The organism is Kitasatospora xanthocidica (genome assembly GCF_014656195.1).
GTDB lineage: Bacteria > Actinomycetota > Actinomycetes > Streptomycetales > Streptomycetaceae > Kitasatospora > Kitasatospora xanthocidica.
This window is the reverse complement of the sequence record NZ_BNBY01000001.1, coordinates 688214-710995: the sequence shown is the minus strand read 5'-3', so window position 1 is coordinate 710995 and position 22782 is coordinate 688214. Positions and strand designations below refer to the sequence as shown.

At 72.1% G+C, this 22782-nt stretch carries 20 protein-coding genes; 14 read left to right on the top strand and 6 right to left on the bottom strand.

The genetic code is table 11. The annotated features are described in order from the left end of the window. Positions 1-63: 63 nt before the first annotated feature. Positions 64-2559 (bottom strand): AAA family ATPase, encoded by a 2496-nt coding sequence (locus IE332_RS03140; RefSeq protein ID WP_189913464.1) that lies wholly within the window; start codon positions 2557-2559, stop codon positions 64-66. 238 nt (positions 2560-2797) lie between these two features. Here IE332_RS03140 and IE332_RS03135 point away from each other — a divergent pair, with 238 nt between their 5' ends. Genes IE332_RS03135 through IE332_RS03105 form a run of 7 tightly spaced genes read left to right on the top strand, consistent with a single transcriptional unit; the run spans position 2798 to position 13431 of the window. Further along, entirely contained in the window at positions 2798-5074 is a 2277-nt protein-coding gene (locus tag IE332_RS03135; RefSeq protein WP_189913463.1) for a TOMM precursor leader peptide-binding protein, read from the top strand. A gap of 21 nt (positions 5075-5095) precedes the next feature. Continuing rightward, a complete protein-coding gene (locus tag IE332_RS03130; protein ID WP_189913462.1) occupies positions 5096-6616 on the top strand; it encodes a SagB family peptide dehydrogenase in 1521 nt (506 codons plus the stop codon). After that, positions 6613-7425 carry a biotin/lipoyl-containing protein gene (locus IE332_RS03125; RefSeq protein WP_189913461.1) on the top strand — a complete coding sequence of 271 codons (813 nt, stop codon included), beginning with the start codon at positions 6613-6615 and terminating at the stop codon, positions 7423-7425. Before IE332_RS03130 ends, IE332_RS03125 begins: the two co-directional genes overlap by 4 nt. A gap of 10 nt (positions 7426-7435) precedes the next feature. Beyond that, positions 7436-9712: an NHLP family bacteriocin export ABC transporter peptidase/permease/ATPase subunit gene (locus IE332_RS03120; protein ID WP_189913460.1), complete on the top strand. Its 2277-nt coding sequence runs from the start codon at positions 7436-7438 to the stop codon at positions 9710-9712. Continuing rightward, positions 9709-12699: an NHLP bacteriocin export ABC transporter permease/ATPase subunit gene (locus tag IE332_RS03115; protein WP_189913459.1), complete on the top strand. Its 2991-nt coding sequence runs from the start codon at positions 9709-9711 to the stop codon at positions 12697-12699. The genes IE332_RS03120 and IE332_RS03115 overlap by 4 nt, the downstream gene beginning before the upstream one ends. 22 nt (positions 12700-12721) lie before the next feature. After that, a complete protein-coding gene (locus IE332_RS03110; protein ID WP_189913458.1) occupies positions 12722-13075 on the top strand; it encodes a YciI family protein in 354 nt (117 codons plus the stop codon). A gap of 2 nt (positions 13076-13077) precedes the next feature. Next, positions 13078-13431 carry a YciI family protein gene (locus IE332_RS03105; protein ID WP_189913457.1) on the top strand — a complete coding sequence of 118 codons (354 nt, stop codon included), beginning with the start codon at positions 13078-13080 and terminating at the stop codon, positions 13429-13431. Between the two features lie 60 nt (positions 13432-13491). Here IE332_RS03105 and IE332_RS03100 read toward each other — a convergent pair whose 3' ends face one another. Beyond that, entirely contained in the window at positions 13492-13734 is a 243-nt protein-coding gene (locus IE332_RS03100; protein WP_189913456.1) for an ATP-binding protein, read from the bottom strand. Between the two features lie 202 nt (positions 13735-13936). Between IE332_RS03100 and IE332_RS03095 the strand changes: the two genes are divergently transcribed. Further along, positions 13937-14506: an HD domain-containing protein gene (locus IE332_RS03095; protein ID WP_189913455.1), complete on the top strand. Its 570-nt coding sequence runs from the start codon at positions 13937-13939 to the stop codon at positions 14504-14506. Here IE332_RS03095 and IE332_RS03090 read toward each other — a convergent pair. Then, complete coding sequence (locus IE332_RS03090; RefSeq protein WP_189913454.1) at positions 14488-14955, bottom strand: NUDIX hydrolase; 468 nt, start codon at positions 14953-14955, stop codon at positions 14488-14490. The genes IE332_RS03095 and IE332_RS03090 overlap by 19 nt on opposite strands. Further along, a complete protein-coding gene (locus IE332_RS03085; protein WP_189913453.1) occupies positions 14942-15715 on the bottom strand; it encodes a DUF5919 domain-containing protein in 774 nt (257 codons plus the stop codon). Before IE332_RS03085 ends, IE332_RS03090 begins: the two co-directional genes overlap by 14 nt. A gap of 65 nt (positions 15716-15780) precedes the next feature. Between IE332_RS03085 and IE332_RS03080 the strand changes: the two genes are divergently transcribed. The 6 genes from IE332_RS03080 to IE332_RS03055 all read left to right on the top strand — a co-directional run bounded on the left by IE332_RS03080 (position 15781) and on the right by IE332_RS03055 (position 20983). Next, a complete protein-coding gene (locus tag IE332_RS03080) occupies positions 15781-16077 on the top strand; it encodes an HAD family hydrolase (protein ID WP_189913452.1) in 297 nt (98 codons plus the stop codon). Positions 16078-16159: 82 nt separating this feature from the next. After that, complete coding sequence (locus tag IE332_RS03075) at positions 16160-17062, top strand: phosphotransferase (protein ID WP_189913451.1); 903 nt, start codon at positions 16160-16162, stop codon at positions 17060-17062. 34 nt (positions 17063-17096) lie between these two features. Then, complete coding sequence (locus IE332_RS03070; protein ID WP_189913450.1) at positions 17097-18092, top strand: nucleotidyltransferase domain-containing protein; 996 nt, start codon at positions 17097-17099, stop codon at positions 18090-18092. A gap of 13 nt (positions 18093-18105) precedes the next feature. Beyond that, the gene (locus tag IE332_RS03065; protein WP_189913449.1) at positions 18106-18780 is read left to right on the top strand and encodes a histidine phosphatase family protein; all 675 of its coding nucleotides are present in this window, start codon (positions 18106-18108) and stop codon (positions 18778-18780) included. A 9-nt stretch (positions 18781-18789) separates the two neighbouring features. Beyond that, positions 18790-19926, top strand: coding sequence for a hypothetical protein (locus IE332_RS03060; RefSeq protein WP_189913448.1), 1137 nt, complete (start codon positions 18790-18792; stop codon positions 19924-19926). Between the two features lie 337 nt (positions 19927-20263). Next, positions 20264-20983: a G1 family glutamic endopeptidase gene (locus IE332_RS03055; protein ID WP_189913447.1), complete on the top strand. Its 720-nt coding sequence runs from the start codon at positions 20264-20266 to the stop codon at positions 20981-20983. A 69-nt stretch (positions 20984-21052) separates the two neighbouring features. Here the strand turns inward: IE332_RS03055 and IE332_RS03050 are convergent, their stop codons facing one another. Together IE332_RS03050 and IE332_RS03045 are read right to left on the bottom strand one after the other, a co-directional pair. Next, a complete protein-coding gene (locus IE332_RS03050) occupies positions 21053-21838 on the bottom strand; it encodes an alpha/beta fold hydrolase (RefSeq protein WP_189913446.1) in 786 nt (261 codons plus the stop codon). Further along, positions 21831-22772: a Rieske 2Fe-2S domain-containing protein gene (locus tag IE332_RS03045; protein ID WP_189913445.1), complete on the bottom strand. Its 942-nt coding sequence runs from the start codon at positions 22770-22772 to the stop codon at positions 21831-21833. The genes IE332_RS03050 and IE332_RS03045 overlap by 8 nt, the downstream gene beginning before the upstream one ends. Positions 22773-22782: the final 10 nt, after the last annotated feature.

The following is a 22782-nucleotide window of genomic DNA, read 5'->3' as shown; positions in this document are numbered from 1 at the left end:
TCACGGCGTCACGGCAGGACGGCACCGGACCGTCAGTGCACCGGGCCGCCCCGGCGCCGGACGTCACAACGCCTTGACCGCCGAGGCCAGTTCGGGCCTGCCCTTGATCGCCAGCTTGCGGTAGATCCGGCCCAGGTGGGTGTCGACGGTGCGCTTGCTGAGGCAGAGGCGCTCGGCGACCTCCAGGTTGCTCAGCCCCTGCAGGACCAGTTCGGTGACCCGGCGTTCGCTCGGGGTGAGCCGGACCGGGCCGGCGTCGCGGGTGCCGATGGCCGGCCCGCGGTCCTCGGCGGGGCGGGGGCGGGCGTCGCCGCCGGGCAGCGGCTCGGCGGCGATGGTCCGGGCCGCGGCGGGTTCGCCGAGCGCCTGGTACGCCTGGGCGGCGTGCGAACGCCACGGCACGCAGGCCGGGTTGGCGATGCCGCGGGCGGCCAGCTGGTGTCCGCACTCCAGGAAGAGCCGCAGCGCCTGCTGGTGGTCGCCGCGGTGGGCGGCGAGCAGGCCGCGGGCCTCCAGCACCGCGGCGCGCAGCAGCGGGTGGGCCTCGGCCGGCAGGTCGACCGCGGCGAGGTCCGTGCCGTCCACCGGCAGGCCGCGGCGCAGCCGGGTCCGGACGACCAGGGCCCGAGCGGCGCCCGCGAGTTCCTCGGCGCGGACCCGGCAGGCCAGCTCCGCGGCGTGTTCGGCGTCGGCCAGGGCGGCGTCCAGCCGGCCCTGGCGGTGGGCGATGTCGGAGCGGGCGAGCAGCGCGAGGGCGAGTTCGCCGCGGTGGTTCCAGCGCTGGGCGGAGCGGACCGCCCGGCCGGCCCAGGCGGCCGCCTCGTCCAGCCGTCCGGTCCAGGCGTAGGCCATCGCCGCGCCGAGCACCTCGACGCCGGCCTCGGCGGGCGAGACCCCGCGCACGCTGCGGGCCGCCAGCCGGACCGCCGTACGGGGCTGGCCGCCGGCGGCGGCCGTCGCGGCCAGGGCGCCCAGCAGGGCGGGGGCCGAGGCGGCGGCGGGGTCGGCGCGCAGGGCGGCGACGGCCTGCCGCAGGGCGGTGCGCCGGCCGGTCAGCAGGGCCTGGGCGGCGAGCGGCAGCAGCAGGTCGGCGGGGGGTCCGGCGGTGGCGGCGAGGGCGTGGGCGGCCTCGGTGAAGGGGACGGTGGCCGCGCCGGAGGAGCTGAGCGCCAGGACCGGGCCGGTGAAGGGCGCCAGCAGCCGGGCCCGGTCGACCGGGTCGGCGACGGTGGCCAGGCCGGCGGCGCAGCGGGCGGCGGCGGCGACGTCCCGGTGGAGTTCGACGGCGCCGAGCTGACCGGTGAGCGAGCGGACCGTGTCCGGGTCGGTGGTGTCGGCGAGCGCGCGCTGGAGGTAGCGGGCGGCGTCGTCCCAGTGTCCGTCGGCGGCGGCGTCCCGGGCGGCGGTGCGCAGCACCGGGACGGCCCAGTCGAGGCCGGTGGTGCCGGAGGACATCAGGTGTTCGGCGGTACGGCCGGCCGGGGCACCGAGCCGGACCAGCAGGGCGGCGGCCCGCTCGTGCAGGGCGACCAGGATCCGCGGGTCGGTGCGGGCCAGGACGGCGGTGCGGACGAGTTCGTGCCGGAAGGTCTCGGGCGGCCCGGGTTCGATCAGGTCGGTGCGGCGCAGCGCCTCGCGGGCCTCGTCGGCGAGCAGTTCGCCCTGGCCGGCGAGCAGGGCGGCGGTGGCGAGGTCGGCGTCGGCGCCGAGGACGGCGAGGCCGGTGAGCAGGTCGGCGGCCCGGGGGTGGCTCTGCCGCAGCCAGCTGAGCGTGGTGTCGGCGAGGGTGCCGGCGCCGATCCGGCGCACGGTGTCGAGGTCGGGCGAGCCGGGGGAGATCCGGGCGGCGACGAGCCGGGCGGTGAGTTCCTCCAGCACCAGCGGGTTGCCGCGGGAGAGGTTGTGGCAGACGGCGGCCAGTTCGGGGTCGACCGGGGCGTCGAACTCCTCGGCGACCCGTTCGGCGACGCAGCTGTCGCAGAGCGGTCCGGGGGTGACGGTGCGGGCGTGGCCGAGTGCGCCGAGTTCGGCGGCGAGCGGGTCGTCGGCCTCGTCGGCGGTGGTGGCGAGCAGCGCGACCGGCAGGCCGTCGAGCCGGCGGGCGAGGTAGGAGAACCACTGCCGGGACTCCTCGTCGGCCAGGTGGAGGTCGTCCACGGCCATCACGACGGGGGTTCGGGAGGTCAGTGAGCGGGCGGCCTGGAAAAGGTTGCTGAGGACCCGTTCCCGACCGTTCCCGGGACTTTCCGGACCTTCCGGGAGCGCGGTCGCGAGAAATTCCCCGCCGGGGAATTCGGCGCCCTGCGCGACATTGCTTGACATGCGCATGAAGGGGTCGAAGAGCTGGCGCACCACCCCGTACGGAAAGTCCCGCTCGTTGTCGTGACATCGGGCCCGCAGCACCACCGCCTCGCCCGGCATCCGGGCCAGCGCGGCCCGCAGCAGCGCACTCTTGCCGATCCCCCGCACCCCTCTGACCAGCACCACAGCCGGTCGTCCGGCACCCGCGCCGGCCACCGCCCGGGCCAACTCGGCCAGCTCCTGTTCACGGTGCAGCAAAACTCCACCAGTCAACGCAACCCCCCGTCGGTACCTCACGCGGACCCACCAGTATCGCCTCGCCCACCCGGCTGTCAACGCGCCGGACGAATACGTACCGCGCTACGTACCGGCCCGGCGGAATACGTAATTCCGGCCGATGCGTATATCGGCCGCCCGGACGAATATGCAGTATGTACAGCGGTTTTCACGGAGTGTTCAATATCAACGACGAACTTGTGAACACAGGGGGATGATTATGGAGCGACCGCGGCTCAAGGCCCATTTCCTCACCGAGACGGTGGGCGAAAAGGTCTTCCTGCTCGGAGAGGGGCAGGACTACCTCGTCCCGGGGGCCGCCGCGGTGCGCCTCCTGCCCTACCTGGACGGACGGCGCACCGTCGCCGAGATCCTCCAGGAGCTGGGCGGCACCGTGCCCCTCGGCCAGGCGCTGACCGCACTGCGCCGCTACGAGGCCGCCGGGCACCTCGCCGAGGGCCGGCCCGACCTGCCCGACCACGTGCTCGCGTACTGGGACGCCCAGGGCGTCGACCCGGCCGTCGCGCTGGAGACCGCGCAGGCCACCGAGCTGCTGGTGCTGGCCCTCGGCTCCGCCGACGCCGCGCCCCTGGTGGACGCGCTGACCGCGACCGGCCTGCGGGCCCGCCCGGTGACCGAGGACGAGGCCGTCGCCGGCGGCCCCGCCGCCATGGTGATCGCGCTGACCGACGACTACCTGGACCGCGCGCTGGAGCGGCTCAACACCGCCCGCCTCGCCGACGGCCGCCCCTGGCTGCTCGCCAAGCCCACCGGCACCGCCCCGTGGCTCGGCCCGCTGCTGCGCCCCGGCGACACCGGCTGCTGGACCTGCCTCGCGCAGCGGATCAGCGGCAACCGCCAGGTCGAGCGCTACCTGGCCGGCAAGCGCGGCGAGACCGTGCCGCTGCACCCGCTGCGCGCCGCGATCCCGGCCGGCCCGGCGATGGCCGCCCAGCTGCTGGCCGCCGAGACCGCCCGCACCCTCGCCGACGAGTGCTGCGCCGCGCTGGCCGGCACGATGATCAGCCTCGACCTCAACACCCTGCAGACCACCGAGCACACGCTGGTCCGCCAGCCGCAGTGCCCGAGCTGCGGCGACCCGGCGCTGCTCACCGAGCGCAGCCCCAAGGTCGTCCTGCGGCCCAGCCCCGCCCGGCACACCACCGACGGCGGCTACCGGGTACAGGCCCCGCAGTTCACCTACGACCGGCTGAAGCACCACATCAGCCCGCAGCTGGGCGCGATCACCCGCCTCGGCGCGCACGAGGACACCGGCAACGGCATCACCTTCAGCTTCACCGCCGGCCACAACTTCGCCATGGTCAACGACAACATGGACCTGCTGCGCCGCAACATGCGCGGCCAGAGCGGCGGCAAGGGCCGCTCCGAGATCCAGGCCAAGGTCAGCGCGATCTGCGAGGCCATCGAGCGCTACTCGGCGGTCTGGCGCGGCGAGGAGCCGGTGGTGCGCGCCGCCTACCGCGACCTCGACCCGGCCACCGCCGTCCACATGGACGCCCTGCTGCAGTTCTCCGACGAGCAGTTCGCCGGCCGCGCCGCGTGGAACGCCGACCCCAACCACCGGCTGCACCTGGTGCCCGACCCGTTCCCGACCGACGTCGAACTGGACTGGACCCGCGCCTGGTCGCTCACCCACGACGCCGAGCGCCTCGTCCCCTCCGGCTACGCCTGGTACGGCCACCCCGACCTGCAGCAGCACTTCTACTGCGTCGGCGACTCCAACGGCTGCGCCAGCGGCAACACCCTGGAGGAGGCGATCCTGCAGGGCTTCTGCGAGGTCGTCGAGCGCGACGCCGTCGCCCTGTGGTGGTACAACCGGCTCGCCCAGCCCGAGTTCGACCTCGACTCGCTGAACGACCCGTACGTCGACACCATGCGGGCCTTCTACGCCTCGGTCGACCGCGAGCTGTGGGTCCTCGACATCACCTCCGACCTCGGCGTCCCGGTGTTCGCCGCGATCTCCCGGCGCAAGCACGCGGTCGAGGACATCATGGTCGGCTTCGGCGCCCACCCGGACCCGCGGATCGCCGCGATCCGCGCGCTCACCGAGGTCAACCAGTTCCTCCCGTTCGTCGACCGCCGGGACGAGGAGGGCAACACCCTCTACCGCACCGACGACCTGGAGACCCTGGAGTGGTGCAGGACCGCGACCGTCGCGAACGAGCCCTGGCTGCTGCCCGACCGCGACACCGCCGCCAGCACCCTCGCCGACTTCGCCCCGCTCGTCGGTGACGACCTGGCCGACCACGTCCGGGACTGCGTCGAGCGCGCCGCCAAGGCCGGCGTCGAGGTGATCGTGCTCGACCAGAGCCGCCCCGACCTCGACCTCAGCGTCGTCAAGGTGATCGCCCCCGGCATGCGCCACTTCTGGCGCCGCCTCGCCCCCGGCCGGCTGTACGACGTCCCGGTGCGCCAGGGCCGGCTCGCCGCTCCGCACACCGAGGAGCAGCTCAACCCGAAGAACGTCTTCTTCTAGGAACGGCCGGGTGCTGACACCATGACCACCGCTCTGACGACCCCCCTGGACGACGTCCACCTGCCCGCGACCGCCCGTACGGTCCGCCGGCTGCGGCTGCGCCCCGACGGCTCGTTCGCGCCGCTCGGCCCGCGCGCCGTCCGGCTGACCGCGCCCGTCGGCGCGCTGAACCTGAACGACCTCGCCCCCGGCGCCCTGGAGGCCGTGGCCGCGCTGGCCGCCGGCGAGCACACCGAGGAGGAGCTGGCCGCCCTGGTCGCGGCCCGGGACGGCGACGCCGGACTGCTGCGCTGGCAGCTCACCCGCCGCCGGCTCGGCACCGCCGGGCTGCTGGAACACTCCGTCCACCTGGTGACCGACACCGCGGACGAGCCGCTGGCCCGGCTGCGGCCGGTCGGCCGGGGCGCCGCCGAGCCGGGGCCCACCCCGGACCCGACCGGGCGGGTGAAGCTGTCCCGCTTCGCCTCCGCCTCGGCCGAGGACGGCGCCCTGCTGGTCCGCGCCCCCGGCAGCCCGCTGGCCGTCGGGCTGACCGCCCGGGCGGCCGGACTGCTCGCCGCGCTGGCGGGCTGGACCAGCCCCGCCGCGCTCGCCCAGCTGCCCGGCGGCCTGCCGCTGGACGCCGTCCGGCAGACCCTGCGGCTGTTCGCCGCGGCCGGCCTGCTCGCGTACGGCTCCCCCGGCGCCGAGCCGGAGGCCGAGGAGCAGCGCTTCGCCCAGTGGCAGGCGGCCGACCTCGCGTTCCACTCCCGCACCCGCCGGCCGACCACCGTCGCCGGGTACGGCGGCACCTACCGGTTCGGCGACCGGTTCGCCCCGGAGCCGGCCTCGCCGGCGCCGTTCCCCGGCGAGAAGGTCGCCCTGCCCGTCCCGGACCTGGACGAACTCGTCCGCGCCGACCGGCCGTTCACCGAGGTGCTGGAACAGCGCCGCTCGGTGCGCGACCACGACGAGCAGGCGCCGATCACCGTCGAGCGGCTCGGCGAACTGCTCTGGCGCTCCGTGCGCCGGCGGCAGACCTTCACCGGCGGCGACGGCCAGGAGCTGGCCGACCGGCCGTACCCGAGCGGCGGCGCGGTGCACGAGCTGGAGGTGTACCCGCTGGTCACCTCCTGCGCCGGCCTCGAGCCCGGCCTGTGGCACTACGCGACCGACCGGCACGAGCTGGAGCTGGTCAGCGAGCCCACCCCGGCGACCGCCCAACTCGTCGCCAGTGCCCGCGAGTCCAGCCTGATGAAGGCCGACCCGCAGGTGGTGCTGCTGGTCACCGCGCGGTTCGGCCGGGTGATGTGGAAGTACGAGACGGTCGCCTACCCGCTGATCCTCAAGCACGTCGGCGCGCTCTACCAGACCCTCTACCTGGTCGGCACCGCGATGGACCTCGCGGTCTGCGGCCTCGGTGGCGGCGACGCCGCCGACTTCGCCGCGGCCAGCGGCATCGACTACTTCACCGAGGGCACCGTCGGTGAGCTCGTGATCGGCAGCCGGCCCCCGACGCTGCGCCAGGACGTCGGCGTCCCACGGAGAGAAGCCAGAAGATGAAGTTCCGTTTCAAGGCGCTGCAGCGGATGCGCGAGCCGGACGAGCTGGACTCGCCCACGCTGCTCGCCGCGCCGCGGGGCTGGATCGCCCTGTTCGTCGTCATGATCACCATGGCGGCGGCGCTGCTCTGGACCTTCGCCGGCACCATCCCGATCACCGTGGACGCCCCCGGCCTGCTGACCCGCCCGCACGGCACCGCGATGATCCAGAGCCCGTTCGGCGGGATGGTCCGCACCGTCCTGGCCAAGCCCTCCGACCAGGTCAAGCAGGGCCAGTCGGTGGCCCGGGTCGAGGACTCCGAGGGCCACAGCCGGGAGATCACCAGCCCGTTCGGCGGGCGGGTGGTCGGCCTGTCGGTCACCGACGGCCAGGTCGTCGCCCCCGGCTCCCCGGTGGTCTCGGTCGAACGGATCGACGACCCCCAGGAGGGCGTGGTCGCGATGGTCTTCGTACCCGCGACCCACACCGTCGGACTGACGCCCGGCGACCAGGTCGACCTCAACGTGTCCACCAGCCCGGCCGGCGCCTTCGGCCTGCTGCGCGGCACGGTCAGCTCGGTCAGCCCGTACGCGCTCACCAAGGAGGCGATCTCCGGCCTGGTCGGCGGCGACCTCGCCGCCCAGCGCTACCTGGGCAAGGACGCCCCGCGGCTGGTCGTGGTCGAGCTGACGCCCGACCCGGACACCCCGACCGGCTACGCCTGGACCTCGCAGAGCGGCCCGCCGAACCCACTCGGCACCCAGGTCGCCGTCACCGCGACGATCAACGTGGGCAAGCAGACCCCGTTCAACCTGATCCTCGGCCGCTGAGGGGGCTCCGATGACAGCCACGATCCCGGAGGCCACCCGGGCCACCGCGCCCGAGCCCGAACCCGGACAGAAGAAGAACCGCCGCGGCCGCCCCACCCGGGCGGCCGCGCCGCGGCGCTGGCGGCACGCCGTACCGACCGTCCTGCAGATGGAATCGGTCGAGTGCGGCGCCGCCAGCCTCGCCATGATCCTCGCCTACCACGGGCGCTGGGTGCCGCTGGAGGACCTGCGCGGCGTCTGCGGCGTCTCCCGCGACGGCGCCCGCGCCTCCACCCTGCTCAACGCCGCCCGTACGTACGGGCTCAAGGCCCGCGGCTACCAGACCGAGGCCGAGAAGCTCCGCGACCTCGACGGCCCGGTGATCATCTTCTGGGCCTTCCAGCACTTCATGGTCGTCGAGGGCATCCGCACCCGGTACGGGCGCACCGTCGTCGCGGTCAACGACCCCGCCAGCGGCCCCCGCCTGATGGAGTGGGACGAGTTCGACTCCGGCTTCACCGGGATCGTGCTCTCCTTCGAGAAGGGCCCCGACTTCGAACCCGGCGGCGACAAGGGCGGCGTCACCCGCGCCCTGCTCGAACGCCGGCTGCCCACCGGCCGGGCCATGCCGCTGGTGCTGCTCGCCAGCCTGCTGCTGGTGCTGCCCGGCATCGCGATCCCCGCGTACACCCGGGTCTTCATCGACCGGGTGCTCACCGGCAGCGGCGGCGGCTACCTGCTGCCGCTGCTGGCCGCCATGACCGCCACCGCCGTGGTCGTCTTCGTGCTGACCTCCGTCCAGCGGCACTACCTGCTGCGGATCGAGATCCGGATGGGGCTGGTCAGCTCCGCCCGGTTCTTCCGGCACCTGCTGCGGCTGCCCGTCGACTTCTTCCTGCAACGCCGCCCCGCCGAAGTCGCCAAGCGGGTGTCCGGCAACGACGTGGTCGCCGAGATCCTCTCCCGCGACCTCGCGCTCACCGTCATCAACCTCGGCCTGGTGCTCTTCTACGCGGCCGTACTGATCCGCTACGACATCCTGCTCGGCGTCGTCGGCCTCGGCATGGCGCTGCTCAACATCGTGGTGCTGCAGGCCGTCGCCCGCTCCCGCACCGACGCCGTCGCCGCGCTGCGCACCGACCGCGGCAACCTGACCGCCACCACCTTCACCACGCTCTCGCTGATCGAGACGGTCAAGGCCACCGGCTCCGAGCCGGACGCGTTCAGCCGCTGGGCCGGCTTCCTCGCCAAGGTCGTCACCGCCAAGCAGAAGCTGGGCATCCCCAGCGCCGTGCTCACCGTGGTGCCGCCGATGCTCGCCGCCCTCAACAGCGGACTGATCCTGCTGGTCGGCGGACAGCGGGTGGTCGACGGCGCGATGAGCGTCGGCATCCTGGTCTCCTTCCAGACCCTGCTCGCCGCGCTCAGCCGCCCCGTCACCCAGCTCACCAACCTGGGCGGCCGGCTCCAGGACGTCACCGCCGACATCAAGCGGCTGTACGACGTCGAGCGCTACCCGGTGGCCGCCGCCTTCGCCAAGCCCGAACCGCCCGCCGGGCCCAAGCTGGACGGCAACCTGGAGTTCGAGAACGTCCGCTTCGGCTACAGCCCGCTCTCCGAGCCGATCATCAAGGACCTCAGCCTGACCGTGGTCCCCGGCCGCCGGATCGCCGTGGTCGGCGGCTCCGGCAGCGGCAAGTCCACCCTCGGCCGACTGCTGACCGGCCTCTACACCCCGTGGTCGGGCCGGATCCTGCTCGACGGACGGCCCCGCGAGGAGCTCTCCCGGACCGTCCTGGCCTCCTCACTGGCCTACGTCGACCAGGACATCTCGCTCTTCGAGGGCACCGTCCGCGACAACCTCACCCTGTGGAACGACGACGTCCCCGACGAGGCCGTCACCGCCGCCCTGCACGACGCCGCCGTCTTCGACACCGTGATGACCAGGCCCGGCGGCATCCACAGCGCCGTCCTGGAGGGCGGGCGCAACTTCAGCGGCGGACAGCGCCAACGCCTGGAGCTGGCCCGCGCGTTGGCCACCGAACCGACCCTGCTGGTGCTGGACGAGGCGACCAGCGCGCTCGACCCGGAGACCGAGCGGGTGATCATGGACAACCTGCGCCGCCGCGGCTGCGCCTGCCTGATCATCGCGCACCGGCTCTCCACCGTCCGCGACGCCGACGAGATCATCGTGCTGAGCCAGGGCGAGATCGTCGAACGGGGCACCCACGACGAGCTGTTGGCGCTGGGCGGGCACTACACCGCGCTCATCGAGTCCGCGCGCCGCGAGGAGGAGGACGAACTGTGACACTCGCGATGGAAGTCTTCTCACCGTTCTTCACCGACGCGGCCGAACCGGTCGACCCGCTCGCCGACCGCTACCTCGTCCTGGACGACCCCCGGCGGATGCTGCTGGTCCGCTCGGGCGCCGTCGACCTGTTCGCGGTCAGCATCGACTCCGGTGCACCGCAAGGCCGTTGGCACTTCCTCTGCCGCATCGAGGCGGGCACCCTGGTCCCCGGCGCGGCCGCCGGACCACGGCGCGGCATCGTCGCCCGCCCGGTGCTCGGCGCCGAACTCTCCTTCCTCGCCACCGCCTGGGTCGAAGGCCTCTCCGCCCGCGGCCGGGACTGCGGCACCGCGGCCGGCGCCGCCGTCCGGGCCCTGCCCGAAGGCGAACAGCAGCTCGCCGCCGACCAGTTCCTGGCCGGCCTCGGCCGCGGCCTCACCGCACTGGCCGGCGCCCTGCGCGACACCCTGCCCCCGCGCGAGTTCACCCCGCTCGACCCCGCCGGGCCGACCGCCCTCAAACGCGGCCAGGCCCTGCGCTCCGTCGACGGCCTCCAGTGGGTGCGGATCGAGGAAGGCACCGTCGAGGCGCCCGACGGAGCACAGGGCGAGACGCCCGGCGGCGGCACCGGCGAACTCACCGAAGGCAGCGAAATCTGCCTCACCGAGAAGGACTGGCTGGTCGCCACCGGCGCCGCCACCGTCCGGGCCCGCTCCCCGCGCGAACTGCTCGACGAGGGCGGCCTCTGGGAACGCCTCGCCACCCACTGCGGGCGGCTGCTGGACACCGTCGACCGCCGGATCGAAACCCGCCGCGACGGCGAGACCGAGCTGATCGCCACCCGGCGGGAACGCGACGCCGGCACCCTCGCCGACTCCGCGCGCGGCTTCGAGACCGTCCTGCGCGACACCTCCTCCCGGCTGCGGATCAGCGACGCCACCGGCGACGAACCCACCCTCGCCGCCGCCCGGCTGGTCGCCGCCCACGAGGGCTACACCGTCACCGCCCCGGTCACCGGCAACGGGCACGACCGCCGGCTCGACCGGCTCCAGGCCATCGCCCTGGCCTCCGGCGTCCGCACCCGCTCGGTCCGCCTCGACGGCCGGTGGTGGCACCACGACCTCGGCGCCATGGTCGGCTACCGCAAGGCCGGCGCCCCGGTCGCCCTGCTCCCCATCGGCGACGGCTCCGGCGGCGGCTACGTCCTCGCCGAGGGCGGCAAGGTCACCCCGCTCACCCCGAAGGTCGCCGCCGAACTCCAGAACAAGGCCACCGTCCTCTACCGGCCGCTCCCGGCGACCGTACGGTCCGTCGCCGGGCTGCTGAGGTTCGGCCTGCGCAACAACCGGCGCGACCTGTGGATGTTCACCGGCATGGCTGCGCTGGTCGCCCTGATCGGCCTGCTCGTCCCGGTGATGACCGGCGAGGTCCTCGGCACCTTCGTCGCCCACGCCCAGCGCAACCTGATCACCGAGGGCGCCCTGGTGGTGATCGGCTCCGCGATGGCGGTCGCCGCGCTCTCCATCGTCCAGAACATCGCGGTGCTGCGGATCGAGAGCCGCTCCACCGCCGCCATGCAGGTCGGCGTCTGGACCAGGCTGCTCTCCCTGCCCGCCCCGTTCTTCGCCAACTACTCCACCGGCGAACTCGGCACCACCGTGCTCGGCGTCAGCGCCGCCCAGGAGACCCTCTCCGGGATGATGACCACGGCGACCCTCGGGCTGCTGACCGGGCTGGCCAACCTGGTGCTGGTCTTCTTCTACGACCTGCGGCTCGCCGCGCTCGCCACCGCCCTCGTCCTGATCGGCGGCGGCTTCGCGCTGGCCGCCGGCCGGTTCGAGGTCCGCTGGCAGCGCCGGCTGTACGCGCACGAGCAGACCATGTCCGCCCGGGTCTTCCAACTGCTCACCGCCATCCCCAAGTTGCGGGTGACCGCGGCCGAGGACCGGGTGTTCGGGGTCTGGGCCGCCGAATTCGGCAAGGGCCGCGGCCTCGCCGCCTCCTCCCGCCGGGTGCAGAACGCCGTCACCACCTTCAACGCCGGCTTCCCGCTGGTCTGTTCGGTGATCGTCTTCGGCGTGATCGCCGGCCCGCTCGACGGCAGCGTGCCGATCCCGGTCTTCCTCTCCTTCTTCACCGCCTTCAACCTGCTGATCGCCTCCAGCCTCCAGTTCACCTCGGCCGCCGTCACCGCCATGGGCGTCGTCCCGATGCTGGAACGGCTGCGGCCCATCCTGGAGGAGAAGCCCGAGGTCGACGACAGCAAGGCCGACCCCGGCGACCTCTCCGGCCGCCTCGGCCTCAGCCACGTCACCTTCCGCTACGGCCAGGACGGCCCGCCCGCCCTCCAGGACGTCACCCTCACCATCGAACCCGGCGAGTTCGTCGCCGTCGTCGGCCCCTCCGGCAGCGGCAAGTCCACCGTGCTGCGGCTGCTGCTCGGCTTCGAACGGCCCGAGGCCGGCACCGTCCTCTACGACGGCCAGGACCTCGGCGAGCTGGAGGTCTCCGCCGTCCGCCGCCAGTGCGGGGTGGTCCTCCAGCACGGCGCACTGCTCGCCGGCGACATCAAGGCCAACATCGTCGGCTCCACCAACCACACCCTCGACGACGCCTGGGCCGCCGCCGAGATGGCCGGCATCGACAAGGACATCGCCGCGCTGCCGATGGGCATGAACACCGTGCTCTCCGAAGGCACCAGCACCCTCAGCGGCGGCCAGCGGCAACGGCTGATGATCGCCCGCGCGCTCGTCTCCCGGCCCCGCATCGTCTTCTTCGACGAGGCGACGAGCGCCCTGGACAACCCGACCCAGCGGCTGGTCACCGAATCCACCCGCCGGCTCAACGCCACCCGGGTCGTCATCGCCCACCGGCTCTCCACCGTCGCCGAGGCCGACCGGATCATCGTCATGGACCAGGGCCGGGTCGTCCAACAGGGCCGGTACGAAGAGTTGCTGGCCGACCGGGACGGGCTGTTCGCCCGCCTCGCCAGCCGCCAGATGTAGTTCTCGGCTCCGGGGAGGGGACATGGAGTACGCCCTGCTGGTCTACGGCCAGGAGACGGACTGGGACCGGATGACGTCCGAGGAGCGGGAGGCCCGCTTCAGCGCCAACCGCGCCTTCGGCCGCGAACTCGCCGAAGCCGGCGTGCGCATCGCCTACGGCGCGCGGCTGGCCCGGCCGGCCGCCGCCGAGGGCGAGGCCCGGGCCGCGGACGGCGTCCTGGAGGTCGGCGGCCTCTGGGTGATCGACGTGCCCTCCGAACAGGAGGCGCTCGGCTGGGCGGCGAAACTCCCGCTCAGCGAATCGGGCCGGGTGGAGGTCCGTCGCTGCGACGGGCCCCCGCGGACCAACCGGCCGGTGGGAACGGAGAAGCGATAGCGATGGAATACACCCTGCTCATTCACGGCGACGAGCGGGTCTGGAACGGGCTGAGCGAGGCGGAGGAGGCCGCCCTCGACGCCGCGCACGCGAGATTCGGCCGCGAGATGTACGAGGCCGGGGTCACCGTCCGCTACGGCGGCGGCCTGCACCGCAGCTGCACCGCCCGCCTGGTGGTGCCGGGCGGCGCCGCCGGAGCCCCGGTCTCCGACGGCCCGTACCGCTCCGGCCACGAACACCTCGGCGGCATCTGGGTCATCGACGTGGCCGACGAGGCCGAGGCCGTCACCTGGGCCCGCCGCCTGCCCTCCGCCCCGGGCGACCTCGTCGAGGTCCGCCCGGTCCGGGCGACCTGAGCCGGCACGTCGGCCACGGAGGAGTGGGGAGTCGGCCCGGCCGACTTCCCACTCCTCCTGCTATGCCGCACTGGTGAGGTCGAGCTCGGCCCAAACGGTCTTGGCGTTGGGGTGCCGGGGGATGGTGCCCCAGCGGTCGCAGAGGGCGTCGATGAGGGTGAGGCCCCGCCCGGACTGCGCGTTGGGCAGGTGGACGGTGGGGAGGACGGGGAGCCTGTCGCCCCTGGGGTCGCTGATCTCGATGCGAAGGGTGGTGCCCCGGCGCGTACTGGTGGTGAGGGAGGAACCCCCAGGGGCAAGCACTCAACATGAGGGAGTCCTTGGCCTTGATCGAGCAGATCCTGGGAGAGCGGTGAGCATGTCCGAGCTGGCATGGTTCAAGAGCAGCTTCAGACTCCAAGGACAAGAACGGCCCCCGACTGTCCGTCAACCCGGCCGCACGGCAGGCATTCGTGAACTTCGCCGCCACCACAAAGGTCTGGCCACCCACGGAAACCATCGACACATGAGCGAACAACTGATCTCTTGGGCCAGGACGGTGGCCAGGAACGAGCTGGCCGAGCCGCTGCCCCGCCGCTGGGCACACACGCAAGGCGTGGCAGACCGAGCGAGCCGCCTCGAAGGCGTTCTCGGCCGCCAAGCCGGGCTTCTCACCTGTGCCGCTCTGCTGCACGATGTCGGCTACGCGCCGACGCTGGCGGCGACAGGGTTCCATCCGCTTGACGGCGCGCGGTTCCTCCGTGATGTCCATGGGGCTGATGACCAGCTCACGAGGTTGGTGGCGAACCACTCGTTCGCGTTGCTCGAAGCCGATGAGCGCGGTCTCCGGGAGGTCCTGGAGGCCGAGTTCCCCCTGTTGGAAGACCAGTTCTTGGTCGACGCCCTGGTGTGGTGCGACATGACGACGACACCCGACGGCAGCCCGACCACGACCGAGGCGCGTGTGGCGGAGATTCTCGGCCGCTACGGGGTGGAAAGCCTGGTGGGGCGGTTCATCCGTCGGGCGTCGCCGGAGATATTCGCGGCCGTGGCGCGGGTGGAGGCGGTGCTGGCCGGTCAGCCGAGGTGGGGGTAGGTGCCGGCGAGGTAGTCGCCGATCTGTTGGCGCATGCTGGGGTGGATGTCGTATAGGTCGAGGTCCGCGGGCTGAACGTAGCGGACGCCGTCGGCCTCGTCGTTGATCGTGGGCTCGCCGCCGATGGGGTGGCCGATGTAGGTGTTCTCGTACTGCTGGCGGATCTCGCCGTCGGTGTAGGCGACGATGTGGTTCGGGTTGGTGTAGATGCCGAGGAAGCCGGTGATCTCGGCTCGGATGCCGGTCTCCTCCAGGCACTCGCGTACGGCGCACTGGGCGGCGGTCTCGCCGATGTCCTGGGCTCCGCCAGGCAGTGCCCACTGGCCCGTGTCGCGGCGGCGCTGCAGAAGGATGGCGCCGAACTCGTCGACGACGAGCAGGTTGCTGGCGGGGATGAGGGTGTTGGCCTTGGGGGCGTTGGGATCGTTGTAGTACTCAGTCCTGCCCATGTGCGGCGGTCCCCTCCCGGTCGGGCGTCCAGGGCCGCGCGTGAGCCCAGACTGCTTCGAAGCTTTGAGCGTAGTTGTCGAACCAACCGGTGGCGTCCACGCGCTTGAGGTGGAACAGGGGGTTGGCACTGGCCGGCCGGCCGAAGATGTGCGGGTTGACCAGCAGGTTGTCGTCGTAGCGGAAGAGGGAGTTGTACAGCGTGGTGTCGTGAAGCCTCACCTCGCAGTTCTCCTCCGGCAGCAGAGGGCGGTAGTAGGTGAGGGAGGCCCGGATCTTGGCCGCGAGGGCGTCGCCGATACCTTCCTCGCGGCCCCTGACTGCGGCCGCGTGCCCGCTCGGGTCGCCGAAGCACAGTCGTACCTGGACGCCGCCGTCTGCCCGCTCGGCGAGCATCTCGGCGACGTGCGGATTGGACTGGGCGAAGAACGTCCCCGAGAAGACGAGCACGTCGATCTGCTGCCGGGCCTCCCGGAGCAGGACCAGCCAGGTGTCGCGGGGCACGCTGGCTCTGTTCTGATAGGTGCCGACGATCTCGGCGCCCGGCCCGCCGGTCCGCCGGCCTGTACGCAGCTGAGGGTCCGGCCAGAGGAAGCTCTCCTCGACACGCAGGAACCGAGCGGCGCGGACGCGGTGCCTCTGGTGGGGTACGCGCCCGCCGAGCCAGCGGCCGACGGTTTTCGGGTCCACTTCGCAGGCTTCGGCGAGCACCTCGGGCTCAATGCTCCGCTGAGCGAGTACGGAGCGAAGTCGCGCGTTCACGGAGGCCATACAAGCCGGTCCGGGGTCCGCTGCGCAAGGACGTTCCGGGCCGCCTACTGGACCTGATGAACCGACAAGATGCTCACGCTGACGCGGAGCAGAACCCCGATCTGGTCGCGGTCGCTCGTCAGCGTGTCCAGCGGTACCGCCGGCTGCCGAGTGGTGCCCCGGTCGTGCTGATCGGCGACACGCTGCGGGACGTCGAGGCAGCCCTGAGCACGGGCTCCGGAATCGTCGCGGTGGCTTCCGGCATCCACAGCCAGGCGGAGCTGAAAGCCGCCGGCGCTCCGGCGGTCCTGCCAGACCTGTCCGACACGGCCGGTCTTCTCACCCTGCTGGAGAGCGTCCCAAGACGTCCCTGAGCCGTCCGCCAACGCGGTGACGCGGTCCTCGCGCTCTACGCCATCATCGGCTTCCAACTCAGCGATACCGGAGGATGGATGGATGAGTGACTGGAACTTCGTGAAGGACAGAACGGCCACCCAGGGCGCGGTGTGGAGGTCGGCCGACGGCCTGCTCTACAAGCGGACCGGTGGCGAGGACCTGCGGGCGGAGACCGAGTTCCAGCAGCTGGTCGCCGACCTCGGCTACCCCGTCCCGGAGATCGTCGACAGCGGGCTCGAGGGCGGGAGCTACTTCGTTGTCGAGCGGGCCATCGGCGCGGCATCGTTGCACGAGGAGGCGCTGGCCGACGCTCGACGAACCGGGCGAGTCGGCGACCACGTGATCAGCATCGCGGCTGCCGTCTCGTCGAGGCTCCTTCAGGCGCAGGCGAGGCACCCGCTGCCCTCGACATCCTGGTTCGAGAAGGCCGCGTTCGCGGCCGAGGTCTTCGAGGAGAACCCGGACTTCGACACTCCGCGGGTCCACAAGACGGTCAGGCACGCGCTCGACAGTCTGGCTCGACTTCCGATGGTGCACGGGCACCTGGACTACGGTCTGCCCAATGTCCTCCAGGCAGGGGTCATCGACTGGCAGCACCACGGGCCGGTCCCGCTCGGCTACGACGTCTACCCCGCGCTCGACATCGTGGCGTTCAAAGGCGGCGGCAAGGGCTACTCCATCGCCCCGGAACAGCGCGCCGCCTACACCGCGGCACTCGACGAGACCACCGCATCCCTGATCGGGCAGCGGATCGGCGATCACCTGGGCGACTTCCTGCTCGTCAAGTGCTTCTTCTTCCTCGCCCTCATGCGGCCGACCGGCCCCGCACGCCACGACAAGCACATCAAGTGGCAGTACCGCCGCGCCCTCTTCACGATGGGGCTTGATCAATATGAGTCCACCGGCTCGATCGACACCGGCACCTTCCCCGCCCTGGAACGGTTCGCCGCTGAACACCGGTAGGCCGGTTCCCGCCATCCGCGACCGCGACTACCTGATGGACCACCACGGAGTCGTCTTCAAGGTCATCGGAGACAGCCACCCCGGCAGCCACTACCTGGGCTACGTCAAGTACCACCCCGACGAGAAGGGCGACCGGCGGCTGTTCGGCCGGACCTACCGGCAGAACAGCGTCGTGTCGAAGTCCTTCGGCATCCTGGCCGACAGGCCGGAGTGCTACGTCTACTCCGACACCCTCGGCTGCGTCATCACCGGCATCCCGCGCGAGGATGTCGCCGTCCATTACTCCTGCCGACACGCCCTCACCGCCATCCACGAGGAACCCGGCGCGGTGGCCGACAACCCGGCTGGCAAGGACCTCCTGACGATCACCGAGTGGATCACCGCGAACAGCACCCAGGGCCTGCTCGGCGTCACCGGCTCCTTCCTCGTCGGCTGCTTCAACGAACGCTCGGACATCGACCTCGTCTGCTACGGACCCGAGGGCTACAAGACCGCCCAGGAGCTCTTCCAGCAGACGGGCCTGATCCGGCCGTACGAAGGAGACGCCCTCACCCGGCTGTACATCCGCCGGGCCAAGTACATGGAGGGCAGCTCCTTCGACACCCTGATCAAGCAGGAACGTCGCAAGCTCCAGGGGCTCACCGCGGGGGCCGGCGCACACATCAACTGCGAACCCATCCGCTCCGACCGCGACAAGACCTTCGCCCGCATCTCCGCCAAGGAGATCGGCGAGATCTCCCTGCTCGCGGAGATCACCGACCACGCCGAAGGCCTCACCACCCCGGCCGTCTACGGGATCAAGGTCAAGACCATCCTCAGCTCGACCATCGACGAGGCCGACTCCTTCGCCCGCAGGATCACCCACATGCGCTCGTACCTCGGCGCCTACACCGGCGCCTTCCGATCCGGCGACACCGTGCACCTGTCCGGCAAGCTCGTCCACACCCAGGACGGCGACCACAGCGGCTTCGGCATCGAACTCACCCCCTGGGCCGTCGGCGGCTCCTACGTCGCCAACCTCGCCGGATAGGACCTGCCACACCATGCCCCTGCTCGTCATCCGGCACGCAGAGTCCGTCGAGAACGCCGACAAGTACAACGGCTTCTACCAGGACCCCCGCCCCTACAACGGACCCGCCGCTCACGCCATCTCCCGCACCGTCGTCGGCCTCACCCCGCGCGGCTTCCGGCAGGCCCAATGGCTCGCCGGTGTCCTGCCGGACCTCGCCGGCCCCGAGCCCCGTGTCTATACCTCGACCTACCGCAGGGCGATCGACACCGCCACGATCGCCCTGCCCGGCCTCCCCGACGAATGGCCCCGGCAGACCGCGCTCCTGGACGAACAGCATTACGGCGACGCCACCTATATGACCAAACGCGAGCTCTACGAGAGCTACCCCGAACTCGCCGAGGACCGCCGCCTGCGCAAGCACATCTGGACCGCACCGGGCGGAGGCGAGTCGCTCGCCGAGGACGTCCTCGCCCGGGCCGCGGAGTTCGTCGCCCTCGCCCGGGCCGATCTCCAGGAATCCCACACCGTCGTCGCCTTCACCCACCAGACCGCCGCCGTGGCACTCCGGTCCCTGGTAGAAGGCCGCACCCTCCCCGAGATCCTCGCCGAGGAGCGGAAGGGCAAGATGCCCAACGCCGCGATCCTCCGCTACGAACTTCGAGACGGCCGGTTCGCCCGGACCGGAATCACCACCCCGCCGATGTAGGAGGATCCCGTGCGGCACCTGTTCCTCAACGGGCCTGTTCAGAACGGGGCGTTCACCTTCGAAACCCACCCCGGTAAGGCCGTCGGCATCCGCCTCGCTGCCGCCCTCAACGCCGTCCTCGGCTTACCGCCCGCGCCCCACCTGTGGAACACCGTCACCCTCGCCGGAGACCTCCGCCACCGCCAGGCCGACGGCCCGAAGATCCCCCGCCAACGCTTCGAGGCCGACCTGATAGCCGACAAGTACCCGCCCGGACAGTCCCCGTTGGGCGGCATCATGACCGACACCGACACCGAGGTCGCCAACCTCGCCCTGGAAATGATCGAGAACAACCTCCGCGCCGGCACCCTCACCATCAGCCGCGAGACCGTCCCCACCTGCCGGGCCTGCGGACACATGACCGGCACCGGCAACCACCCCTGCAACGCCTGCGGCAACACCGACACCGAAGACCGCACCGGCCTCCACCTCGTCGCCGAACTCGCGAAGGACCGCCCTGTCCTCGACCGCTCGGACATCCACGCCAGCCACCGCCAGCAGCCCAAGCACCTCCAGAACACCGCCGCCAACGTCGCCCAACGCCTGATCCTCTCCCGAACCCGCGACCACGGCATCGACCTCTCACCCCTCGGCCTCAACGGCCTCGTCCTCGACCCGCGCGCCGGCATCCACGCCACCGCCCTCGCCGCAGCCCGACGGCACCAGGCGGACACGGCGGTCATGACCATCACCGAGAACGCCGCCAACCACATCGCCGCCCACGGCCAGCACTTCCGCGAGCACAACGGCACTCGGCTCCAGTACGCGCTGCACGGCCACCTCCCGTACGACCGCACTGCAGGCCTCCAGCCGCTATACGAGGCGTACCGAGCCAACCGGTCGACAAAGGACGGCTTCGAGGAGTGGTTTCTCCCGCTCTTCTCCCTCAGGACCAAGGGCGCGACTAGGCCGGACCAGCTTCAGGCACTCTTCAAGCACTACATGCGGGCGCACCTGTCCCAGCCTTCGGAGGCCGACGACACCGCTCTCAATGCTGTGCAGTGCTCGGTCTCCGCAGGCAGCACTGAATGGATCACGGACAGGAAGGCGCTAGCCAACGTCATGTCCACCCGCCGGTCGATCCGACATTCGCTTCCCGGGAGATGACGCGCGCGGTCTGCTGACCCACGCACCGGAACGGCCCGCTCCCTGCGCGCAGGGAGCGGGCCGTACGAATGCGGGTCGTGGTAGAGGGTGCCGCGGGTGGGGGTGGGGGTGGGGGTGGGGGTGGGGGTGGGGGTGGGGGTGGGGGTGGGGGTCGAGCGGGCAGTTGGAACGTCAAGTGCTGTACTCGGCATGGCAATTCCTTCATCAACCTTCGTGCCGCTCCCCTTGCTCGGCTCATGACAGGTCGGCAATCCTGCTTCTGCCACCCTGCCACGGCCACCCCCACGGCCCGGGTCGGCGTGTGAGCCTCCTGCTCGTCCCCCACGAAGGAGCCAGCATGCGCAGATTCCTGATACGTGTCGCCACCCTCGCGGCGGCCGCGACCACGCTCGCCGTTCCCGCCGCGCCGAGCACGGCGGCCGCGGCGCAGGGGGTGTCGTTCCGCCCCTTGCAGTTCAACACCAACGGGTACAACTGGGGCGGTTACGCCGCCACCGGGAGCGGCTTCACCTCGGTGTCGGCGACCTGGACCGAGCCGCACGTGACCTGCAACTCCACCGACGACCTCTACGCCCCCTGGGTCGGCATCGACGGGTACGGCTCGTCCAGCGTGGAGCAGACCGGGGTGGCGACGGACTGCTCCAGCGGCAGCCCGGTGAACCAGGCCTGGTACGAGATGTACCCGGCGGCCCCGGTGTACCTGAGCACCGGCTCGTACCCGGTGTCGGCCGGCGACTCCATCAGCGCCTCGGTGACCTACGCCGGGAGCAACAGGTACACCCTGAAGCTGACCGACTCCTCGCGGGGCTGGACGTACACCACCACCAAGACCCTCTCCGCGCAGCGCACCAGCGCCGAGGTCATCATCGAGTCGCCGACCGGCTCGTACCCCAACTTCGGCACCCTGAGCTTCACTTCGGCCACCGTCAACGGCAAGTCCCTCGGCTCCTACGGCCCGGTCGCGCTCGACCCCAGCGCGAACGGCACCTACGAGGCCCGCACCAGCGGTCTCGGCTCCGGCGGCACCAGCTTCACCGACACGTACCTGCACCAGTAGCCGTACCGGCTCGGAACCGAAGCGGCCCGCTCCCTGTCCTCGGGGAGCGGGCCGCTGGGCGTACGGCGGTCAGGCCAGGTGGGCAGCGAGGAGGGGGGCGCATTCCTCGGGGCGTTCCAGGAGGGGGAGGTGGCCGGTGGCCGTCAGAGTCTCCAGCGTGCAGTCGGGGACGGTGGCGTGCAGGAGTTCGGCGTTGCGCACGAAGGCGGGCATGTCCTCGTCGCCGAGGAGGACCAGGGTGCGGGCGGTGATGCGGCGCAGGTCGTCGGCGGTGTGCTGGTGGGCGGTGAGGGCGTCCATGGCGCGGTTGCCGAGTTCGGCCCAGCTGTGGCGGGCGACGACCGACCTGAGGGCGGCGCGCAGGGCGGGGTGGCGCCGGGTGCCGGTGAAGATGTCGGGCGGGGACTGCATCCAGAGGTCGGCCAGTGGTTCGCCGGGGCCGGTCATGCGGTAGAGCATGGCCAGCTGCTGGTAGCGGACCCGCGCGGAGTCCTCGTTGGGGGTGCCGGCGAGGGTGGGGGCGGCGAGGACCAGGCGGTCGAGCAACGACGGTTCCTGGATGGCGAGTTGCAGCGCCGACAGGGAGCCGAAGGAGAGCCCGACCAGCCGCCGGGCGCCGGTCTCCTCGGCGACCCCGGCCAGCTGCCCGGCCAGAGCGGTGAGCGTCAGCCCCGGGGGGAGCGGGGCCGAGCCGCCGTGGCCGGGCAGGTCGACGCCGATGTGGGTCCAGCCGGGGAGGCGGTCCCACAGCGGTTGCCAGGTGGTGGAGTCCATGGTGTAGCCGTGGATCCAGAGCACGGCCGGGCCGGTGCCCTGACGGCGCAGGTGCAGGTGCGGGTGCGGGGCCTCAGGCACCGGTGCCTCCGGTGAAGTCGGCGCAGAAGGCCCGGAAGGCGAGGACCGGCTCGTCGCGGGCGTCGTAGCGCGGGGTCATGGTGTGGTCGAGGTGCTCCCAGACCACCTTGTCCTCGGCGAGCGCCTTCTCGCTGCCGCCGAGCAGGGCGGGCAGGGCGGCCCGCTGGTTCTCGCGGACGCCGATGGCGACGCGGGCGGTGCAGCCGCCGTCCTCGGTGGGCACCGAGCCGGTGACGATGACCTGGCGTTCCGCCTCCGGGCCGAACTCGGTGACGACCACGTTCGGGCTGAACGCCTGGGCGTGGAAGCGCGGTTTGAAGTCCCAGCGGACCCGGCCGGTGCGGACCGCCTCCCAGCGGATCCCCTCCAGGGTGCGGGCGTCCTGCCAGGGCGAGGTCTGCATCAGGAACTCGCCCTCGATGACCAGTTCGCCGTTCTCGCCGTCGCGCGCGGTCATGCCGCGGGTGCCGGGGACGCCGTGGACGGCCTTGAAGTGGTCGGGGTCGAAGGCGTTCTCGACCACGTACTCGGACGGCACGGCGACCGGCAGGCTGACGGCCGCGACCAGCGGGTACTCGGCCTCCCAGGCCTTCAGCGCCCGCTCGAAGCCGCGGTCGCCGTCGGGATCGTCGGAGAGCCGGACGAAGAGGGCGTCGCCCCACTCCAGCACCCGGTGCTCGGCGACCGACCAGTGCTTGGACGGGTCGCCGAGGCCGATCCGCTTGCCGTGGAACGGGCAGACCAGGCAGTCGCCCTCGCGCCGGCCGCCGTACCCGAGGTGGGCGCCGCGGTGCGGGCAGGTGGCGTCCAGGACGCGGATCCGCTCCCCCTCGCGGACGGCGATCAGGCGGTGCGGTCCGACGGCCAACGGGGTGATCTCGTCGGGCAGTTCGGAGCGGAAGGCCAGCAGGTACCAGCCGTGGTGCACGGTCATCGGACTCACG